The sequence below is a fragment of the Alkalimarinus alittae genome (assembly GCF_026016465.1).
Taxonomy (GTDB): domain Bacteria; phylum Pseudomonadota; class Gammaproteobacteria; order Pseudomonadales; family Oleiphilaceae; genus Alkalimarinus; species Alkalimarinus alittae.
The window spans coordinates 2,864,906-2,882,832 of the sequence record NZ_CP100390.1; the positions used below are offsets into that span (position 1 = coordinate 2,864,906).

Sequence of the window (17,927 nt, forward strand, 5' to 3'; positions counted from 1 at the left end):
AAGCAAACTCTTCTTATGGAGCTTAGCGTCAACATCTGGTAAAACTTTAGGAACCCTTTATTGTTAAAAATATATCTACTAAAACAAAATGGAATCAGACATCGCCTCTACAACTCAAAACAATAGCCCTAAAAACCAGAAAAACAAGCTTAAAAACAACGGCATAAACCCAAAATACCGACTTTCAAAAGCACTAAGACCTTTCTCCCTGCCTGTAGCACTTATTACTTGTAGCTTAGGGATTGTGGCAGGACACACATTACAACCCATCAACCCACTATCGACAATACTTGTCTTGATAGCGGGCATTCTTTTACAGGCCGGTGTTAACCTTATTAACGATCATGCCGATATAAAAAACCCCATCACCCTAGCACTATTAAGCCCTACGGATACATCTAGAATTATTTATAACTATAAACTGGGTTGGTTATGTTTCATTATTTGCGCTGTAATTGGCCTATACTTAACCTACCAGACTAGCTTGTTTTTACTCGCTCTAGCGTTTATTGGTGGCCTAGGCGCACTTTTTTACACCACGGAACCCATTCACTATAAACGCAGAGGCTTGGGCGTAGTGTTGGTATTTTTTTTAATGGGTGTATTTATGGTGTACGGCGCCTGTTTTGCAGTAACCGGGCAACATTATACAGAAGCCATTAGCATTTCTATTCCAGTAAGCTTTTTAACGTCCGCACTTCTCCTTGCCAATGAGCTTAGGGATTACACAAGTGATAGAAAAGAGGGGCTCAAAACACTCACGGTTAGACTCGGCTTAAAAACAGGCAAGATTCTTTATTGGGTTCTGATATTCTTTAGCTTTGTATCGCTACTGCTCATCGACTCTGATCAGCCGACATGGGCCGCAATCCTTATTTTTATTCCTGCATTTATGCTATCTATTGTTGCAACCCACACAACAGTGACAAAACCTGACCTTCAAGGGCTCCCCCCAACAACAGGCCGCCTTTACCTTGTATTCGGTATTAGCGAAATAGTATTGCTAATGATATGAGCTTTGCGTTATTCCATTATGAGTCAAACCAAATCGCATGATATAGTTGCGCTACTCAGCAAAGTATCGCTATTTTTCATATAAATATCGGATTTAATGTAACGTTATGGCAAAAGTATTTCCTGAAGACAGCAATCTTATTACAAAGGCTCCCCTCACTAGACGACTTGTTGCCATGCTTTACGATACGCTAATATGCGCCGCCTTAATGCTGGTTACCACTGGAATGTATATGGCAATAAGCGCTGGCATTATCGGTTCAGAAAACTATGACAAAATGCTAGCGTCTGGAGCAACCTCAAGCGACCCCTTATTATCATCGATTTTATTTATTACGCTATACGGCTTTTTTGGATATTTTTGGACGCGAACAGGCCAAACCCTAGGCATGCAGGTTTGGAATATACGCATTCAAAACAAAAACGCAGTATCCATCAGCTGGCTTCAGGCATTATTGCGTTTTATGATGGCGATAATATCGCTATTAAGCTTTGGCTTAGGTTTTTTATGGATGTTAGTAGATAAAGAAGGGATGACGTGGCACGACCGTTTTTCAGAAAGTGTCGTTGTTCGAATACCCAAGAAAGCGAGAGACTAATACTATTTTTTTAACGCCTGAAAAGAGTCACTTTCTCTTCAGGCTCTTTCTCTCCACTGACGCCTAGTTGATCACGCATCTGATACAACGCCCTTTAGCGCTTAACGAATCCCCCCCTACCAACCAGAACCCCCTACCTTGCCCGCCGCAATAGATAAAACCCCAAAGCTGAACTCACCAAAATAGGTGCAAGGGTTGCAATGATGGGGTCAAAGCCAAACACAAGGCTAGATGGACCTAACAAATCTTGCATATACTTAAAGAACAAACCAACAATAATGCCAGTAAATACCCTAAATCCCATTGTTACTGAGCGCAACGGGCCAAATACAAACGAAATGGCGACCAATACAAGAACCGCAGTAGTGAGAGGCCTTAATACCTTCTTCCAGAATGACATCAAATACACGCTCGCATTGAGCCCCTGCTCAAGCAGGTAGTTTGAGTAGGTATAAAGCCCTGATATAGATAAATTATCCGGCTTTATGACCAACACCCCCAATACTTGAGGTGACAGCTCTGTTTTCCATTGCAGGAGATGTGTTTTAACTGTCGAGGTCTTATCTGCCGTGAGAATGGTTTCTGTAACATCTTCTAACAGCCACTCCCCACGCTGATATATGGCTCTTTTAGCAAATCGAGAGCGCGCTAGCCAACCCGACTCTGAATATTCAAACAACGAAACTCCATGTAATTCACCATTTGGCTCAACTGCATTAAAGTGCATAAACGTTTCACCCTCACGGTGCCAAACCCCCCGTTTAGACGCCAAACTTTCTCCTGTTCCTTGAGCTACAGCCCTTTGGCTTTGAGCAATCTTTTCAGTATAGGGGGCAACATATTCGCCTAGCAGCAGGCCTACAATAACGATAGCAATAGCAGGCTTCATGGCCGACCAAACAATCCTTCGAGTCGACACACCTGCTGCTCGAATAACGGTTAATTCGCTATTGTTTGCTAGCGCACCTAAGCCGATCAGTGAACCTATAAACGCAGCCAATGGCAGGTAGTCATATATCCTTCGAGGTAAGGTCGTCAGCACAAACATAATGGCTTCTGACACCTGATATTCGTTCTTTAATTCTTCTAACTCAGCAATAAAGCTAAAGACCACATCAAGTGAAAGCACCACCAGCAAAACTAACAACATGGCGGCCGATACGTTAGCAATAATATAACGGTCAAGCTTACGCATTTCTGGACCTCCAGCGTCGTATAATCGCCCCTTTACTCAGCAACCCCATGGCAATAGTAAAGAACAATAAATGCACCCACCATACACCAACCCAAGACGGAATTTTCTCTTTACCGAGGGCATTTCGTGCAACGATTAACAACCCTAAATAGGTTATATAAATCAGCATTGCGGGAAATAAATGGAAGAACCGCCCCTGCCGTGGATTAACACGACTTAACGATATGGCTAGCAAAGTAACAACCGGCACTAACATCGGTAGAGATATACGCCACTGAAGCAATGCAGCGTACTTAGGGTTATCAGACGCCCAAAGCTCCTGAGTACTGATAGCCTCTTCTTTTCGTCCTCGTCGCTCCTCAGGTGGTTCCGCAATTTTTAAACCATAAGACTCAAACTCAATTACATTAAAGTCTAACGCACCTGGCATACCTTGAAAGCGCTTACCATTATGCAACACTAAAAACCGACTACCGGTTGCAGGGTCAACAAATTGAGTCCCCGTCTCTGCCGTTGTTAGTATCAACGATTGTCCATCGGTTGCTTTTTCAGAGATAAATACACCTTGTAGCTCTTTTTTATCATCACTAAGCGCTTCGGTATACGTCACTCTCTGTCCCGTTTTTAATTCCTGAAACCGGCCGGGAGCTAACATTTCAAATTCTGTTAACTTAGATTGATCACGAAATATTTTCTCAACATTTTGCATACCCCACGGCGAGACAATCAAACTCAACGAGCCCACCAAGAACATAACAATTAGCGACGTCCCCATCGTCAAAAAAACGAGTCGTCGCTCACTCATGCCACACGCAAAAAGTACAGTCATTTCACTTTCAAGGTACATTCTTCCATACGCTAATAAAATGCCTATAAACAAGCCTAAAGGCAGAATCAGCTCAAGAAATCCAGGCATTCTGTAGCCCATTAGCGTAAATAGAACATCAGCTGATATTCCACCCGATGCAGCTTGAGATAAATATTTGATAAATCGACCACTCATAAAAATAAGCAGCAAAATACCTGAAACCGCAAACATGCTAATTAATAGCTGCTTTGCTAAATAGCGAAAGATAATAAACAATCAAATATTCCCTAGAGAAGTTATTGAGTTCAAATTAGTTGCGTCACTCAATTCTTTATTTTTATTAAGCCTAGCTCAATGCGTTTGTTTCACCTACCTTGCAGGTTGGACAGATCCCTTTGTAGCATTATCAAGAATAGACACATTTTAGCTTGAATGAATTATGAAAAATACCTGTGATTAACGTAAACTTTGACTAAACACATCAAACAATTTTAAATAATCGCAAAATAGAAGAAACCATCTCGTCGTTTTAGATAAACCTTCACGCGATTATTTCAGCACTCAGGAGCACTAATGAAATACTCTTTAGATACGCGCAGCCCCGAAAAACAACAGTCAGACTGTATTGTTCTTCCATTGTTTGAGGATTTCCAGCTATCGACCGAAGCTTCATTTGTAGACCAAGCAAGCAACCAAAACATTACAAAGCTTCTAGAGCGCAAAGATTTTGATGCAAAACCAGGCTCTACGATGCTAATTGGTGGCGACAACACATCGCATACTCGAATAATGCTAGCTGGACTTGGCAAGCAAGATGCGTTCAACCCAGCAATATTAAAGAAATCAATGCTCGCAGCAACCGAAGTAATCAAAAAAACACAAAGCCAAAAAGCATTAGTGTCTTTTGATGGATTAAGCCTAAAAGATTACAGTCAGTCATGGCTTTTGCGTTTTGCCCTTGAAGCCATCAATGAAGCACTTTATGTATTTGATGATTTCAAAACCACTAAAGCCGATAAAACAACGCTTAGTGAGGTTGCATTCTATTGTGGTGATAGTATCGATACTGCAGAAGCCGAAAAGGCCATTGCTGAAGGTAAGGCCATAGCAACAGGCGTTTCAGTGGCTAAAACATTAGGTAATCTACCTGGCAACATCTGCACCCCTACCTATTTAGCAACCGCTGCTAGAGAGCTTGCCAAGAAAAACAGCAGTGTGACCACAACTATTCTTGATGAGAAGAAAATGGCTTCTTTAGGGATGCACTCACTCCTTTCTGTTTCTGCAGGCAGCGAAGAGCCAGCGCAACTTATCATTATGGAATACAAAGGTGGCAACCCATCAGATCAAGCTCATGTACTGGTGGGTAAAGGTATTACATTTGATAGCGGCGGCATCAGCCTAAAGCCTGGCGAGGCGATGGATGAAATGAAATATGATATGTGCGGAGCGGCTAGCGTATTTGGCACCATGAATGCGATCACCGAACTAAAGCCAAACATCAATGTTACAGCGATAGTAGCTGCAGCAGAGAACATGCCCGACGGCAAAGCCACTAAGCCTGGTGACATCGTATCGACGCTGTCTGGCTTAACAGTAGAAATACTCAATACAGACGCAGAAGGCCGCCTAGTATTATGCGATGCACTCACTTACGCAGAGCAACACCACAACCCTGCGACAATTGTTGATGTAGCAACATTAACAGGTGCATGCATTATTGCACTCGGCCATCATGCGACAGGCCTGTTAGGCAACGATGACAGCTTAGCGGAAGAACTACTCGCGGCCGGTACTAAAGCCGCCGACAAGGCATGGCGCTTGCCGCTTTGGGATGAATACCAGCCACAGTTAGACAGTAATTTTGCTGACTTGCAAAATATTGGTGGCCGTCCTGCTGGCACCATTACAGCAGCTTGCTTCTTATCGCGCTTTGCCAAAAAGATGAAATGGGCACATCTCGATATAGCAGGCACAGCTTGGGTTTCTGGAAAAAGCAAAGGTGCCACAGGCAGACCTGTACCCATGCTCACTCAGTATATTCTTAATAAGGTAAACTAAGTCAGGTTGGGGTTAATCAGACGATTGGTTAACCCCCCCCTAAACACCCCTTAACGTGCTACTCTCAATTATGGCCAAAGCAGACTTCTATATTCTTAATAAGCGTGATCATAGCGATCGACTTTCATTTCTTGCACGCCTAATAGAAAAGGCGACAAGGCTGGGTCACAACATTTATATCCACACCAGCCACTCTCAACAAGCAACTGAAATTGATGATTACTTATGGACATACAAAATTGAGAGCTTTTTACCTCATGAGCTAAATAGCGCAGACGTATCATCTGTACCCATCACATCCGCCCCCATAACAATAGGGTTCAGCGAAGACTGCGGAAGCCATAATGACCTCTTAATTAACTTAGCGAACGAGCTCCCCCCGTTTTATAAAAAGTTCGACCGAATAGCAGAAATAGTGATTCAAAACGAGAGTGTACTCAAAACACTTCGCGACCATTACCGGCAAATCAAGAAAGATGGCACTGAAGCACTGATACATGACTTTAGAAAGCCAAAGTAATCACGCTCACTAAACACTGACAGACAACTGTCTAGACACTCACAACCAATACAGACTATAGAAAGAGTAATAATGGACAAGCAAGATCAAGACATGGACGACACGCTTTTTATGGAAGATATACCGATTCTTAACGATATCGTAACTGAAAGCCGAAACAATAATACCACTAACAGCCCTTTAAACCGCTCTCAGCCTCAACCAACATTAAAGGAAAGCACCAAGAGTGAACGTAAAGAAAACCCATTCCTTCCTTATGAGCATTTGGCCAAATTAGCACAAGAGCGAGAACAATTTACACAAAGCCTTGAAGCCTTTACTGAAAACCTTAAGCATGAAAGAACAACCCGTGACCAGACACCCAACACTTACAACAACCGGGTATCAAGCACCTACAATAACCGGGTATCAAGCACCTACAATAACCGCACACCAAACAAGAATGATGCAATTGTTCAAGCTATTACAAACAAAGTTTTGAACCAATTAAAGCCGATGATAGAAGAGCAAATAGCCACAGAACTCAGTCTTTATTTTGACGATATCGTAGACAACGACTAGCACACGTTTAATATTCCCCCCGGCTGATACATTCATAACAATGCAGTCAGCCAAATGCTACCCGTTGCTACTAGAGATATGTATAATAATCCGATTTCACCCCTTTCAATGGGGTAGCCCATTCTTACGAACTAATTAACGCTGTTGCAGATGATATTATGGAAAAAACTTACCAGCCAAGCGAGATAGAACAAAACTGGTACAATACGTGGGAACAAGCCGGTCACTTTAAACCTTCCGGTGAAGGTGAGTCATATTCAATCATGATCCCGCCACCTAATGTAACCGGTAACCTTCATATGGGGCACGGGTTTAATAACACCGTAATGGATACCTTAATTCGTTATCATCGTATGCAGGGGCGTAATACTCTTTGGCAGCCTGGCACCGACCACGCGGGCATTGCCACTCAAATGGTAGTAGAACGCCAACTCGCCGCTGAAGGCGTAACCCGTCACGATCTAGGTAGAGATAAATTCCTAGATAAAGTCTGGGAATGGAAAGAGCAATCAGGCGGCAACATTACACGTCAAATACGACGTCTAGGCTCATCAGTAGACTGGAGCCGTGAGCGTTTCACCATGGATCCTGGCCTATCGGCAGCCGTACAAGAAGTGTTTGTTCGCCTTTATGATGACGGGCTCATCTACCGCGGCAAACGTCTTGTTAACTGGGACCCCAAATTACACACCGCGATTTCTGACCTTGAAGTACTTTCAGAAGAAGAAAACGGCTCAATGTGGCACTTCCGTTACCCACTAGAAGATGGTTCTGGGCACCTAGTCGTAGCGACCACTCGACCCGAGACCATGTTAGGCGATACAGCCGTTGCGGTTCACCCTAAAGACGAACGCTATGCCGACTTAGTGGGTAAAAATATACGCTTACCTATCACCAACAGACTGATCCCAATTGTGGCAGATGATTATGTCGACCGTGAATTTGGTACCGGTTGCGTAAAAATCACCCCTGCTCACGACTTTAATGACTACGAAGTCGGCAAGCGACACAACCTAGCACTGATTAACGTGCTTGACCGTGATGCTAATATTTTGTCTGAGTTTACCGTTATTACCTTTGATAACTATGAAACCCAGCACGGTGAAAAAGCACCTGAAGCCTACGCAGGTCTAGAGCGCTTTGAAGCGCGAAAGAAAATTGTTGAAGCGCTAGACTCACTCGGTTGCTTAGAAAAAATCGAACCGCACACATTAAAGGTACCCCGTGGAGATCGCTCAGGTGTCGTCATCGAGCCTTGGCTAACCGATCAGTGGTATGTAAAAACTGAGCCTCTCGCCAAAGAAGCCATCAAAGTGGTTGAAGACGGAGACATTCAGTTTGTTCCTAAGCAATACGAAAACATGTACTTCTCTTGGATGCGTGACATTCAAGACTGGTGCATCTCTCGCCAACTCTGGTGGGGACATAGAATACCTGCTTGGTACGACAACAGTGGTAATATTTTTGTTGGCCGAAACGAAGAGGAAGTGAGAAGCAAGTACAACCTCGATGCCAGCACCGACATCCACCAAGACGAAGATGTACTGGATACGTGGTTCAGCTCTGCACTTTGGACCTTCTCAACACTGGGTTGGCCAGAAGAAACTGAAGAACTTAAAACATTCCACTCAACCGATGTACTGGTAACCGGTTTTGACATTATTTTCTTCTGGGTTGCCAGAATGATTATGATGACAACGCATTTCATAAAAGATGAAAACGGTAAACCTCAAGTCCCCTTTAAAACCGTTTACGTTCACGGCCTAGTGAGAGACTCGCAAGGCGCAAAAATGTCTAAATCTAAAGGTAATGTCCTTGACCCATTAGACATTATTGATGGTATCGACCTAGATACGCTGTTAGATAAGCGTACGACAGGCATGATGCAGCCCAAAATGGCCAAAAAGATAGTTAAGCAGACCAAAGATGAATTCCCTGAGGGTATTTCTGCCTATGGTACAGATGCTTTACGCTTCACATTCTGCTCGCTAGCCTCTACAGGCCGCGATATCAAGTTCGATATGGGGCGCGTTGAAGGTTATCGTAATTTCTGTAACAAAATCTGGAATGCCGCTCGCTATGTTTTAATGAACACAGAAGATCAAGATTGCGGACAAAACGGCGGGGACATTAATCTCAGTCTGGCTGATCGTTGGATTGTTTCTAGATTACAACAAACCGAGCTGCAAGTAGCTAAAGCCATGGACAGCTATCGGCTTGACCATGTAGCTCAGGCGATATATGAGTTTGTATGGAATGAGTATTGTGATTGGTACCTTGAACTATCTAAACCTGTACTATGGGATGACAATGCAAGCGCAGAAACATTAAGGGGCACTCGGCAAACACTGGTTAGAGTGCTAGAAACGATACTTCGCCTTGCACATCCAGTGATGCCTTATATCACCGAAGAAATTTGGCAGCGCGTTGCACCGTTAGCAGGAAAGACTGGCGAAACTATCATGACCCAGCCTTACCCTATTGCAGACGAAAGCCGGATAGATGAAAAAGCAGACGGTGATATTGAATGGTTGAAAGGCGTCATTATCGGCGTTAGAAACATTCGAGGTGAAATGAATATTTCGCCTGCAAAGCCTATTACTCTTATGCTTAAAAATGGTGCCGCTGAAGATCAACGCCGACTAGATCAGAATGAAACATTCTTGAAGTCATTGGCTAAAATTGAAGCTATCACTTGGTTAACTAACGACGAAGAAGCGCCATTAGCTGCGACACAATTAGTCGGTGAAATGGAAGTGCTTGTGCCAATGGCAGGGCTCATCGATAAAGATGCTGAAATTGCGCGCTTAAGCAAAGAAGTCGAGAAGGTATCTAAAGAGCTTCAACGCCTGAAAGGCAAACTTTCAAACGAGAAGTTCATTAGCAAAGCACCTGAAGAGGTTGTTGAAAAAGAAAAAGCTAAGCTCAGCGATGCGCAAGGCACATTTGACAGACTCAACGAACAGTTAGAGAAGATAAAAGCAATCTAACGCTATCAGGGAGGGGTTACCCTCCCTGATCGCTTTTTTAAAAATCTAACTAATACTCTCTCCTCTTTTACACTTGAGCCCTATTGATCATTCCGACGTTTATATATGATCAGCGTAGGTCTAAGCTATCACTGCAGGTCAAACGATCAGTGTAGGTCAAAACTATGGCAGACAAACCCACCATTCATATATTAGGGTCTGGCGCACTCGGCAGTTTATGGGCGACAAAGCTATCGCGCAACAATAACGTAATATTGCTAATCAAAGGCAGCAAGCTAAGCACTAGCAATAAGACGCACCAATTTCAATTTATAGACCAAGAGCAATCTACGACACTTACATTTCCTTGCGAACCCTCAGTATCCTCGTCAGAAAGTAATCCACCAATAGACATTCTTTTGGTGTTCACGAAAAGCTATGACACCCTCAGTGCAATACAGCAGTTAAAGAACAGAATCTCACCTTCAACCCGAATCGTACTGTTTCAAAATGGTATGGGTAGCCAGCAAGCTATCGCCCAGTTGCTGCCTCAAACCTCCCTCTATGCTGCCTCTACCACCGAAGGCGCTAACCGCCCAGACCCGCAAACGGTTATCTATGCTGGTGAAGGCGAGACATGGTTTGGTGCAATATCAACCGCCCACTCACTTGATGAGCCAAAGAAGATATTAAGCCTTCTTTCAAGTTCCGGACTTAAAGTCTTTCATACTCAAAATATCTGGCAGAAGTTATGGTTTAAACTCGCCGTAAATTGCGCTATAAACCCCTTTACCGCCCTACTCAACTGTAAAAATGGCGAACTCATCGGGCAACCACTCTTTGACACCCATATCACCCCACTCTGTCATGAGCTTTCACACGCGATGAAGCTAAACAACATTGAAGCAAGCCCAGCAGAGCTTCAATCTATTGTAGAAGATGTCATCAAAAGAACAGCAAACAATGTATCATCAATGCTGCAAGACGTAAGAGCGACAAAACAAACCGAAATTGAGTATATTAATGGCTATATTGAATCAATTGCCCAACAGAACAACCAGTACTTTCCAGTAAACTTCAGTTTACTTGAAAAGGTCAAAAGATTGAGAGAAGACGCATAGCATTTCTCTTCGTTGAGGAATAATATTCTATGACCTTCAGGGGTTCCCAATAACGATAAAAGAGAATCATTAAAATGACAAAAGCCATCAGTTCTGCACTAATCGCTTTATTGATTGCGATTTCGCCCAACAGTTATTCAGCAAGCGGCGTTGAGAGTCTATCGCCTGAGCTGAGAGCATTGCTTAAGCAAGAAATGCTAGCCATTCAGGTCGGGATGAAAAATATTGTACCTGCCTTTGCTTCTGGCGACCTAAACGCGGTCTCCGAGATTGCAGGTAAGATTAACAACAGTTTTATTCTCAAGCAAAAGATCACTGAGTCGCAAAAGCACGAACTCCATGAAAAACTACCGCTGGGGTTCATACAAAAAGATCAACAATTCCATAAATATGCCGGAATGCTTGAACATGTTAGCCATAAAAAACACATCGAATTAGTTGGGTTCTATTACTCAAGAATGCTGGAGTCATGTATTGGTTGTCATAGTGAGTATGCGAAACACAAATTTCCTAATCTATCCGATGAACCTAAGAAAGTAGAGCACCATCATTGATCTATAGCTATTGGCATATCTAACCTATAAGCCGTTATCGGTATACTCATCTTGGACCAAACAAACATGTCGCCATTATTTAAAGAAATTGATAGCCAGGCCTCACCTCTAGGTCAAATATCCCTCCGCCAACGCCGTATACCGGTATTGGGTGACAGGGATATTTATGAAGTTAAACTAGGCGACGAATTTTTAATGTCGAGCATGTTTGTTGAAGCAGAAGAGGCGTTGTCACGTCTTGGGCTAGCCGCGTTGGAAGGCGATAAGTTAACGTTGTCGTCGGGGGGCTTGGGCTAGGTTATACCGCTGTAGAAGCATTAAAGGATGAACGAATTTCAGAATTATTGGTAGTAGATGCATTAGAGAGCGTTATAGGCTGGCATCAAGATGAGCGCGTGCCGCTAGGGAAAATACTCAACGCAGATAGGCGAAACCGCTATATACTTGGCAGCTTCTTCGACCTAGCCACAACCCCTAGCACCGGCTTTGATCCAAATAGCTCAGGTAGAAAATTTGACGCCATTCTTTTGGATATTGACCACTCTCCCACTGAGTTTCTAAACCCCGCTAACGCTAGTTTTTATACCACCGAAAACCTAACGCTCATGGCAGAGCAACTTAATCCCAAGGGTATATTTGCTATGTGGTCTCAGAACTTACCCGAAGAAAGCTTTGAGACCTTATTAAAAACAGTGTTCGAGCGTGTCGATTCGCATGTAATTTCATTTTTAAATCCATTTCAAGGTAATGAATCTACGAATTCAGTGTATGTTTGTGTAAAAGGTGAATCTTAAATAGTAAACGTACCCACTACATCTTGTAGTGAACCTGTCAAATTCGACATTTCTTTACTTGCGCTTAAGGTTTCGTTCGCATTATCTGCTGTTTCCTGCCCTAAATCTGAAATAAGGGTCACGTTATTATCGATATTTGTCGCGACAGCACTCTGCTCTTCTGCGGCACTGGCAATCTGGTGACTCATATCTACGATTGAAGAAATGCTAGCAGCAATACTGGTTAATGCTTCAGATACTTTACGCGACTGATCTACCGTCACTGTAGTCGTCGTGTGACTGCTCTGCATAGAGCTTACGGCGTCTCGAACCCCTTTTTGTAAACGCTCAATCATCGATTCAATTTCTTCAGTCGATTTTTGCGTACGCTGAGATAACGTTCGTACCTCATCAGCTACAACAGCAAACCCTCTTCCGTGCTCCCCTGCTCTTGCTGCTTCAATAGCCGCATTAAGGGCTAACAAGTTAGTCTGTTCGGCGATTGATCTAATCTCAACCATGACCAAGCTAATATCTTCACTGTCTTTACTGACTCGGTTAATCGTTTTAACAGATTCTTGGATTTCATTAGCAAGGTCATCGATTGACTTCAATGCGTCCTCTAAGACCAATTTACCATTGTTTGCCTCTTTATCAGCACCCATTGCTGCATCTGAGACAGTCTGAGACGCGGAAGCAACCTCTTGAACCGTCTCGACCATCTGGTGCATCGCTTCAGATATCTGACCGGTCTCATGCATTTGTTTTTCAACCGCGGTACTATTTGAAATGGCGGTGCCATTTACACGCTGAGCCTGATGATCAACGTCGGCAGTAGTCCCACTGACAACCTGAATTAACTGACGCATCTTATCTGTCATATTATTGAATTCAGTCGTCAGTTCGCCCATTTCATCATAGGTATATTTTTCTAGTGTCACCGTAAGATCACCGTTTGCGACTTTACGCGCAGCACTGGTAAAACTGGCAATAGTGGTTCTCACTGAAACCGAAAAACCCATATACAGATAAACAATAACAGCCAGCAATATACTTAAAACAACAAACAACATCATTCGAGCTCTTGTTTCAGCCGCTAAACGAGTTTCTAGGGTTTTATCAACATAGCCCATAAGCCGATCATTAAAGTCGGCAAATTTATTTATTTCAGCTGACACCAAATTATCAAACTCATCCCAAGGCTTTTCGAGCCTCATCGGGGTAATAATATCTCGATCAACGCTATCCTGAGCAATGAGAATACTTCCTTTAAGCATCTCTGAGTGAGAGCCTAATTGACGTATCACTTCATCACTCGACTTCATTGCAACATCAAGACTTGGTACCAATGCATTATTCGCACTGGTTAGACTGTCAAAGATCTCATTTAGCAAATCACTTAATGTGTAGTTAACCGTCCCTTCATTGAGCGCGAAAATACCCACACTACGCGCTTGACCAAGGCTTTCAATTGCACTGATGATCGAGCCGTTTGATAACTCTAGAAGTAATTGAATTTCTCTTGATGAATCTTGAGCTAGACCAGACACCTGGATAGTGGCTGATACAAGGTTTTGTGTTTGCTCTACAAAAGCCCCATAGTATTTAAATTGATTACCATAATCGTTCTGAAAACTATCTTCAGATGCAATCTGCTTCCAAGCTTTTGCTAATGCTACAATTTGATTGTTTAAATCACCATTAACATCAAACGCAAATTCTGCCCCTTCTAACTCAGCGACCATTTCTGATATTTTTTTACGTGATTTAGACGACTTTTGGATGGCGGATTCAACCCCTCGTAATTTGGCCATTGTTCGGTAATCACGGTAGTTAATGGCTTCTTGAACCAAGTGGTAAGACGTCTGATAGACTTTCAGCCCGTCAACTTCGCTTGCCACACGATCAATTGAGTCATTTAACTGACTTACCAGCATATAGGTAAGCCCCCCGATAGGAATCAACCACAGAATACTAATTAAGGTAAATTTGTAAACATAGGTCAGTCTGTTCATCAACGCCATTGCTGGCAACAACAGATTTTTCACACACATTCTCCAACAAATGAACAGAAAGGCCTCTTCAATCGTTTTATCGGTTTATTCTTATTAACGTTTGATATTTTTAATAATTCTAGCTTAAATATTGAAAAGTGCTGCACTTATAAACATTTTTTGAATATTTATCTTCATTAAAAAGAGACCTTTGCATGAACCCAAGCTTATAACGGGGAAGGGATAAAACACAAAGTGTATAATGATACGCATAAAATTTATGCTTCGTGCAAAACGCTCAAAAAGTAACCTTTATATCGCTAATTATCTTATCGGCATCATCTTGTCATAATTTATGTTTTATTTATTTCAATTTGTAAATTATGCACTTCACAAAAACCTAACATCCGAAGCGCCGTACTTTCTAGCCAAGCGGGCTTAATGTTCTGTTTAATCAGCGTCACAAAGGAGTGATAAGTATGCGTTTCGGCATTGACCTAGGCGGTACCAAAATTGAGCTAATCGCTTTAGCAAATAACAACCAAGAAGTTTATCGGAAACGATTGCCAACCCCCAAAAACGCTTACGTAGAAACATTAAATACGATAACGCAATTAGTCGCGGACGCGGAATCAACACTATCAGTTACAGGCTCACTGGGCATAGGTATACCCGGTACACTCTCTCCTGATCATGGTCTCGTTAAAAATGCTAACTCCACTTGTTTAATTGGACAAAAATTAAAGGAAGACTTACAGGTTAGACTTTCTAGAGAAGTTAGAATCGCCAATGATGCAGACTGTTTTACACTATCTGAAGCCTGTGATGGTGCGGCTTCGGCTGATAACATAGTATTTGGGGTTATTCTAGGGACAGGCGTTGGTGGCGGAATCACGATTAATAAATCGCTATTACATGGCCCAAATGCTATTACCGGTGAATGGGGGCATAACCCACTTCCTTGGCCACAAACTCATGATCGTCCATTGCCTCCCTGTTATTGCGGTAAGCAAGGCTGCATTGAAACATACTTATCTGGCCCTGGTTTCAAACATAGCTACCAGGCGTTAAGCGGTAATAGTTTATCTCCGGTTGAAATCATGTCCAGATATAATCAAGACCCTCATGCAACACTCGCCTTTAGTTATTACACTGATAGACTAGCCCGCTCTTTAGCCACCGTTATCAACATACTAGACCCTGACGTGATTGCACTAGGCGGAGGCATGTCCAATATTGACGCTATTTACCCGCAAGTTGAAAAGCAGTGGCTCTCGTATGTTTTTTCCGATAAGGTCAACACTCGACTGGTAAAAGCCCAACATGGTGATTCTAGCGGCGTAAGAGGCGCTGCATGGTTATGGGGCGAAGACGAATAATAGCAATCCTTTAAAACAAATGACTACAGCCTTTATTGAAGACATTTTTATGACAAAAATTGACCCATCTTCGTGCAGCCACTCTACCTCATCCCATGGCGAAACGCCCTCAAATGAGCCGACCTTAACCATAGAGGCACTTGAAAGGCTCCTTACTCGATTTGTTGACCTGTCCCATAAACTAGACCTTAGCCTACCTAAAATTGAATACGATAAGGACTGGACCTCTAAGTGCATAGTTGACGCGTCGCCTAATGAAAATGGATTGATAGAGTGGAAACCAACCATTCGCCAAGCCGACAATATATTTTCCCATTTAGAAAGCGCACTAGACGTTAAATTTCACCCTGATGTGTTGAATTTTTATGGATACTATTGGTCTGATGGCATTGTGGTATCTCATGATTTAGGAGAAATGAGCCTCATTCAGATTTGGAATACAGAAGACGAAGAGATGCTAAAGCAGAATTTATTAGGGCATGCCTTTGCTAAAAAGAAAAATAAACTACCACTCACGCTATTTATCGGCTGTACGCTTGATGATGAAGTCATCGCTATCGATAACAGCACAGGGCAAATTGTGCTCGAAAAGGCAGGATTTTCAGCACATAAGGTCATTGCCAACAGTATGAGCGAATTTCTCAACCACTTAACACCTACACTTAAACCCTATAATGGCTAGGTGTACGACAAAAAATCAGTTTATTAGTAGCTTACGATAACAATGAGGGCAAAAACACCTAGCCAAAAAGCCATGCTTCTACTCAACAGCCCTCTAACACCACTAATACTATCAACCCCTCTGACTATCAATCTACCCGGGTCTTTGTTAGCGCCAGTAACGTCGTCGATGTAAAAGCTATCAATCGCACAGGCGGCAACATCTCTTAATACAGTTGGTGTATCGGTTGAGACATCTCCCAAATACTTAACACATACTGAGATAGATCCTTTAAAGTTTCCCACTAGGGTAAACGTTACACCAAGCAACCTTGCGGGTAACCACTCTAACGCCCTATTAACCTTTATCGCTACACGCCTTAATTGGTGAGATGAGTGTTGCGCGACAAGGTCTGCCACCCTTGCCACAACAGCCATAGCTGGACCTCCAACCACAAACCAGAACGTTATGACGAAAAAACGATTGAAGTTATGATAAAGAAATGCACTTGATACTTCATTTTGCATCATGGCTGGATTACGTAGCAAACGAGCATTAACACCTGATAGTTCCTGCTGTTTAAAACTAGCCGCGTCAAAATCCCCTCGTGTCCAGGCACTTAAATAGCTCGCTAAACTGTCTTTAAACCCTTTTTTACCCAAAGTGAATAGCAGCACTGCTATTTCAAGCAGCAAAGTCGTAAAGCCCCACAACGTACCTTCAACTAAAAAAAACAGCACATAAGAAAAAGAAAAATAAGCGAGTAGAATCAGCAGCAAGAGTAAGAATGCAGCACTATTGCGCTTTGCCATAATCGAGAAATGATCAGGCCTCAATATTTTAAGGGTTATACGATCAAACTGAGAGCTTAATGGAAGATCCATCTTTTGCTGTAAAAAGTAACTAATCAGCAGTGCAATAAGGCTCATGTTTAATGCCTTTTTACATGGCTATTTAGCACCACCTTAGACAACTTTAGCATCCAAACTGGCATTCCCACCCACGAGGCCAAAATAATTTGCCCAATCAAATGCTCTTCCTGGGTCTGTTTTTCTGCCTGGTGCAATATCTTGATGGCCCACTATTCGCCCCATATCAATCCCAGGATACTCTCTCATTAAACACCGTGTAATTTTCACCAACACTTCATACTGAGCATCGGTGTAAGGCACTTCATCTTCACCTTCTAGTTCAATACCAATTGAAAAATCATTACAATTTTCTTGGGTTTGAAACGTTGAAGCACCTGCGTGCCAGGCTCTCTCACTGAAGGGTACAAACTGAACAACTTCACCCGTCCGTTTTATCAACAAGTGAGACGAAACCTCTACACCTTCGATTTCTTTATAGAATGGATGCAGTGAATGATCTAGTCGATTGGTAAAGAAACGCTCAATGTGATCGCCACCATACCGGCCGGGCGGTAAGCTTATATTATGAATAACGAGTAGGTTGATTTCTGCGTCAGCAGGGCGAGCGTTACAGTTAGGAGACACCACCCGTCTGACACCTTTAAGCCAGCCGTCCAGCACGCCATCATTGCTTACATGAGTAATACGTTGAATTCCATTATAAATCATAACGACAGCCCAATCCTCCTTTAGCGTCTAATACAGTATCTACCCTAGCATATAAGCCAAGAGTACTGTAGCTATACAGTACTAAAGGATAAGAGTATTACAAGCTAATAAAATTATAAACGGTGCTTTATGATTTTT

Annotated in this window: 17 protein-coding genes; 12 read left to right on the plus strand and 5 right to left on the minus strand. The window is 42.7% G+C overall.

The genetic code is table 11. The features are described 5' to 3' along the window. Positions 1–88: 88 nt before the first annotated feature. Both NKI27_RS13010 and NKI27_RS13015 read left to right on the plus strand, forming a co-directional pair. Positions 89–1,015 (plus strand): prenyltransferase, encoded by a 927-nt coding sequence (locus NKI27_RS13010; RefSeq protein ID WP_265046469.1) that lies wholly within the window; start codon positions 89–91, stop codon positions 1,013–1,015. A gap of 106 nt (positions 1,016–1,121) precedes the next feature. After that, entirely contained in the window at positions 1,122–1,613 is a 492-nt protein-coding gene (locus NKI27_RS13015; protein WP_265046470.1) for an RDD family protein, read from the plus strand. Positions 1,614–1,746: 133 nt separating this feature from the next. Here the strand turns inward: NKI27_RS13015 and lptG are convergent, their stop codons facing one another. Both lptG and lptF read right to left on the minus strand, forming a co-directional pair. Then, positions 1,747–2,808: an LPS export ABC transporter permease LptG gene (gene lptG, locus NKI27_RS13020; RefSeq protein ID WP_265046471.1), complete on the minus strand. Its 1,062-nt coding sequence runs from the start codon at positions 2,806–2,808 to the stop codon at positions 1,747–1,749. Continuing rightward, positions 2,801–3,892, minus strand: a complete 1,092-nt coding sequence (gene lptF, locus NKI27_RS13025) for an LPS export ABC transporter permease LptF (RefSeq protein ID WP_265046472.1) — start codon at positions 3,890–3,892, stop codon at positions 2,801–2,803. Before lptF ends, lptG begins: the two co-directional genes overlap by 8 nt. 297 nt (positions 3,893–4,189) lie before the next feature. Between lptF and NKI27_RS13030 the strand changes: the two genes are divergently transcribed. From NKI27_RS13030 to NKI27_RS13065, 8 genes are all read left to right on the plus strand, one after another. Continuing rightward, a complete protein-coding gene (locus NKI27_RS13030) occupies positions 4,190–5,677 on the plus strand; it encodes a leucyl aminopeptidase (protein WP_265046473.1) in 1,488 nt (495 codons plus the stop codon). A 70-nt stretch (positions 5,678–5,747) separates the two neighbouring features. Then, positions 5,748–6,197, plus strand: coding sequence for a DNA polymerase III subunit chi (locus NKI27_RS13035; RefSeq protein WP_265046474.1), 450 nt, complete (start codon positions 5,748–5,750; stop codon positions 6,195–6,197). Between the two features lie 72 nt (positions 6,198–6,269). Continuing rightward, on the plus strand, positions 6,270–6,758 hold the full coding sequence (locus NKI27_RS13040) for a hypothetical protein (RefSeq protein WP_265046475.1): 489 nt from the start codon (positions 6,270–6,272) through the stop codon (positions 6,756–6,758). 158 nt (positions 6,759–6,916) lie between these two features. After that, complete coding sequence (locus NKI27_RS13045; protein WP_265046476.1) at positions 6,917–9,748, plus strand: valine--tRNA ligase; 2,832 nt, start codon at positions 6,917–6,919, stop codon at positions 9,746–9,748. A 164-nt stretch (positions 9,749–9,912) separates the two neighbouring features. Continuing rightward, complete coding sequence (locus NKI27_RS13050) at positions 9,913–10,848, plus strand: 2-dehydropantoate 2-reductase (RefSeq protein ID WP_265046477.1); 936 nt, start codon at positions 9,913–9,915, stop codon at positions 10,846–10,848. A gap of 74 nt (positions 10,849–10,922) precedes the next feature. Beyond that, on the plus strand, positions 10,923–11,402 hold the full coding sequence (locus NKI27_RS13055; protein ID WP_265046478.1) for a hypothetical protein: 480 nt from the start codon (positions 10,923–10,925) through the stop codon (positions 11,400–11,402). A gap of 66 nt (positions 11,403–11,468) precedes the next feature. After that, complete coding sequence (locus NKI27_RS13060; protein ID WP_265046479.1) at positions 11,469–11,699, plus strand: hypothetical protein; 231 nt, start codon at positions 11,469–11,471, stop codon at positions 11,697–11,699. Between the two features lie 47 nt (positions 11,700–11,746). Then, positions 11,747–12,196 (plus strand): polyamine aminopropyltransferase, encoded by a 450-nt coding sequence (locus NKI27_RS13065; RefSeq protein ID WP_265046480.1) that lies wholly within the window; start codon positions 11,747–11,749, stop codon positions 12,194–12,196. Here the strand turns inward: NKI27_RS13065 and NKI27_RS13070 are convergent. Beyond that, complete coding sequence (locus NKI27_RS13070) at positions 12,193–14,223, minus strand: methyl-accepting chemotaxis protein (protein WP_265046481.1); 2,031 nt, start codon at positions 14,221–14,223, stop codon at positions 12,193–12,195. The two genes, NKI27_RS13065 and NKI27_RS13070, sit on opposite strands and share 4 nt — an antisense overlap. Before the next feature lie 425 nt (positions 14,224–14,648). On the opposite strand from NKI27_RS13070, the gene NKI27_RS13075 reads away from it, so the two are divergent. Together NKI27_RS13075 and syd are read left to right on the plus strand one after the other, a co-directional pair. Further along, positions 14,649–15,548 (plus strand): ROK family protein, encoded by a 900-nt coding sequence (locus NKI27_RS13075; protein WP_265046482.1) that lies wholly within the window; start codon positions 14,649–14,651, stop codon positions 15,546–15,548. A 49-nt stretch (positions 15,549–15,597) separates the two neighbouring features. Continuing rightward, complete coding sequence (gene syd / locus NKI27_RS13080) at positions 15,598–16,230, plus strand: SecY-interacting protein (protein WP_265046483.1); 633 nt, start codon at positions 15,598–15,600, stop codon at positions 16,228–16,230. A 23-nt stretch (positions 16,231–16,253) separates the two neighbouring features. Here syd and ampE read toward each other — a convergent pair whose 3' ends face one another. Together ampE and ampD are read right to left on the minus strand one after the other, a co-directional pair. After that, positions 16,254–17,138: a regulatory signaling modulator protein AmpE gene (gene ampE, locus NKI27_RS13085; protein WP_265046484.1), complete on the minus strand. Its 885-nt coding sequence runs from the start codon at positions 17,136–17,138 to the stop codon at positions 16,254–16,256. Between the two features lie 36 nt (positions 17,139–17,174). Continuing rightward, complete coding sequence (gene ampD, locus NKI27_RS13090) at positions 17,175–17,789, minus strand: 1,6-anhydro-N-acetylmuramyl-L-alanine amidase AmpD (RefSeq protein ID WP_265046485.1); 615 nt, start codon at positions 17,787–17,789, stop codon at positions 17,175–17,177. Between the last annotated feature and the right edge of the window lie 138 nt (positions 17,790–17,927).

What these genes read in the sequence shown, in the direction of transcription:
- lptG (WP_265046471.1), bottom strand. Translation starts at nt 2,808, where the DNA reads ATGCGTAAGCTTGACCGTTATATTATTGCTAACGTATCGGCCGCCATG.
- ampE (WP_265046484.1), bottom strand. Translation starts at nt 17,138, where the DNA reads ATGAGCCTTATTGCACTGCTGATTAGTTACTTTTTACAGCAAAAGATG.
- NKI27_RS13035 (WP_265046474.1), top strand. Translation starts at nt 5,748, where the DNA reads ATGGCCAAAGCAGACTTCTATATTCTTAATAAGCGTGATCATAGCGAT.
- NKI27_RS13040 (WP_265046475.1), top strand. Translation starts at nt 6,270, where the DNA reads ATGGACAAGCAAGATCAAGACATGGACGACACGCTTTTTATGGAAGAT.
- ampD (WP_265046485.1), bottom strand. Translation starts at nt 17,789, where the DNA reads ATGATTTATAATGGAATTCAACGTATTACTCATGTAAGCAATGATGGC.
- NKI27_RS13075 (WP_265046482.1), top strand. Translation starts at nt 14,649, where the DNA reads ATGCGTTTCGGCATTGACCTAGGCGGTACCAAAATTGAGCTAATCGCT.
- NKI27_RS13015 (WP_265046470.1), top strand. Translation starts at nt 1,122, where the DNA reads ATGGCAAAAGTATTTCCTGAAGACAGCAATCTTATTACAAAGGCTCCC.
- NKI27_RS13060 (WP_265046479.1), top strand. Translation starts at nt 11,469, where the DNA reads ATGTCGCCATTATTTAAAGAAATTGATAGCCAGGCCTCACCTCTAGGT.
- NKI27_RS13050 (WP_265046477.1), top strand. Translation starts at nt 9,913, where the DNA reads ATGGCAGACAAACCCACCATTCATATATTAGGGTCTGGCGCACTCGGC.
- NKI27_RS13010 (WP_265046469.1), top strand. Translation starts at nt 89, where the DNA reads ATGGAATCAGACATCGCCTCTACAACTCAAAACAATAGCCCTAAAAAC.
- NKI27_RS13030 (WP_265046473.1), top strand. Translation starts at nt 4,190, where the DNA reads ATGAAATACTCTTTAGATACGCGCAGCCCCGAAAAACAACAGTCAGAC.
- NKI27_RS13045 (WP_265046476.1), top strand. Translation starts at nt 6,917, where the DNA reads ATGGAAAAAACTTACCAGCCAAGCGAGATAGAACAAAACTGGTACAAT.
- syd (WP_265046483.1), top strand. Translation starts at nt 15,598, where the DNA reads ATGACAAAAATTGACCCATCTTCGTGCAGCCACTCTACCTCATCCCAT.
- NKI27_RS13055 (WP_265046478.1), top strand. Translation starts at nt 10,923, where the DNA reads ATGACAAAAGCCATCAGTTCTGCACTAATCGCTTTATTGATTGCGATT.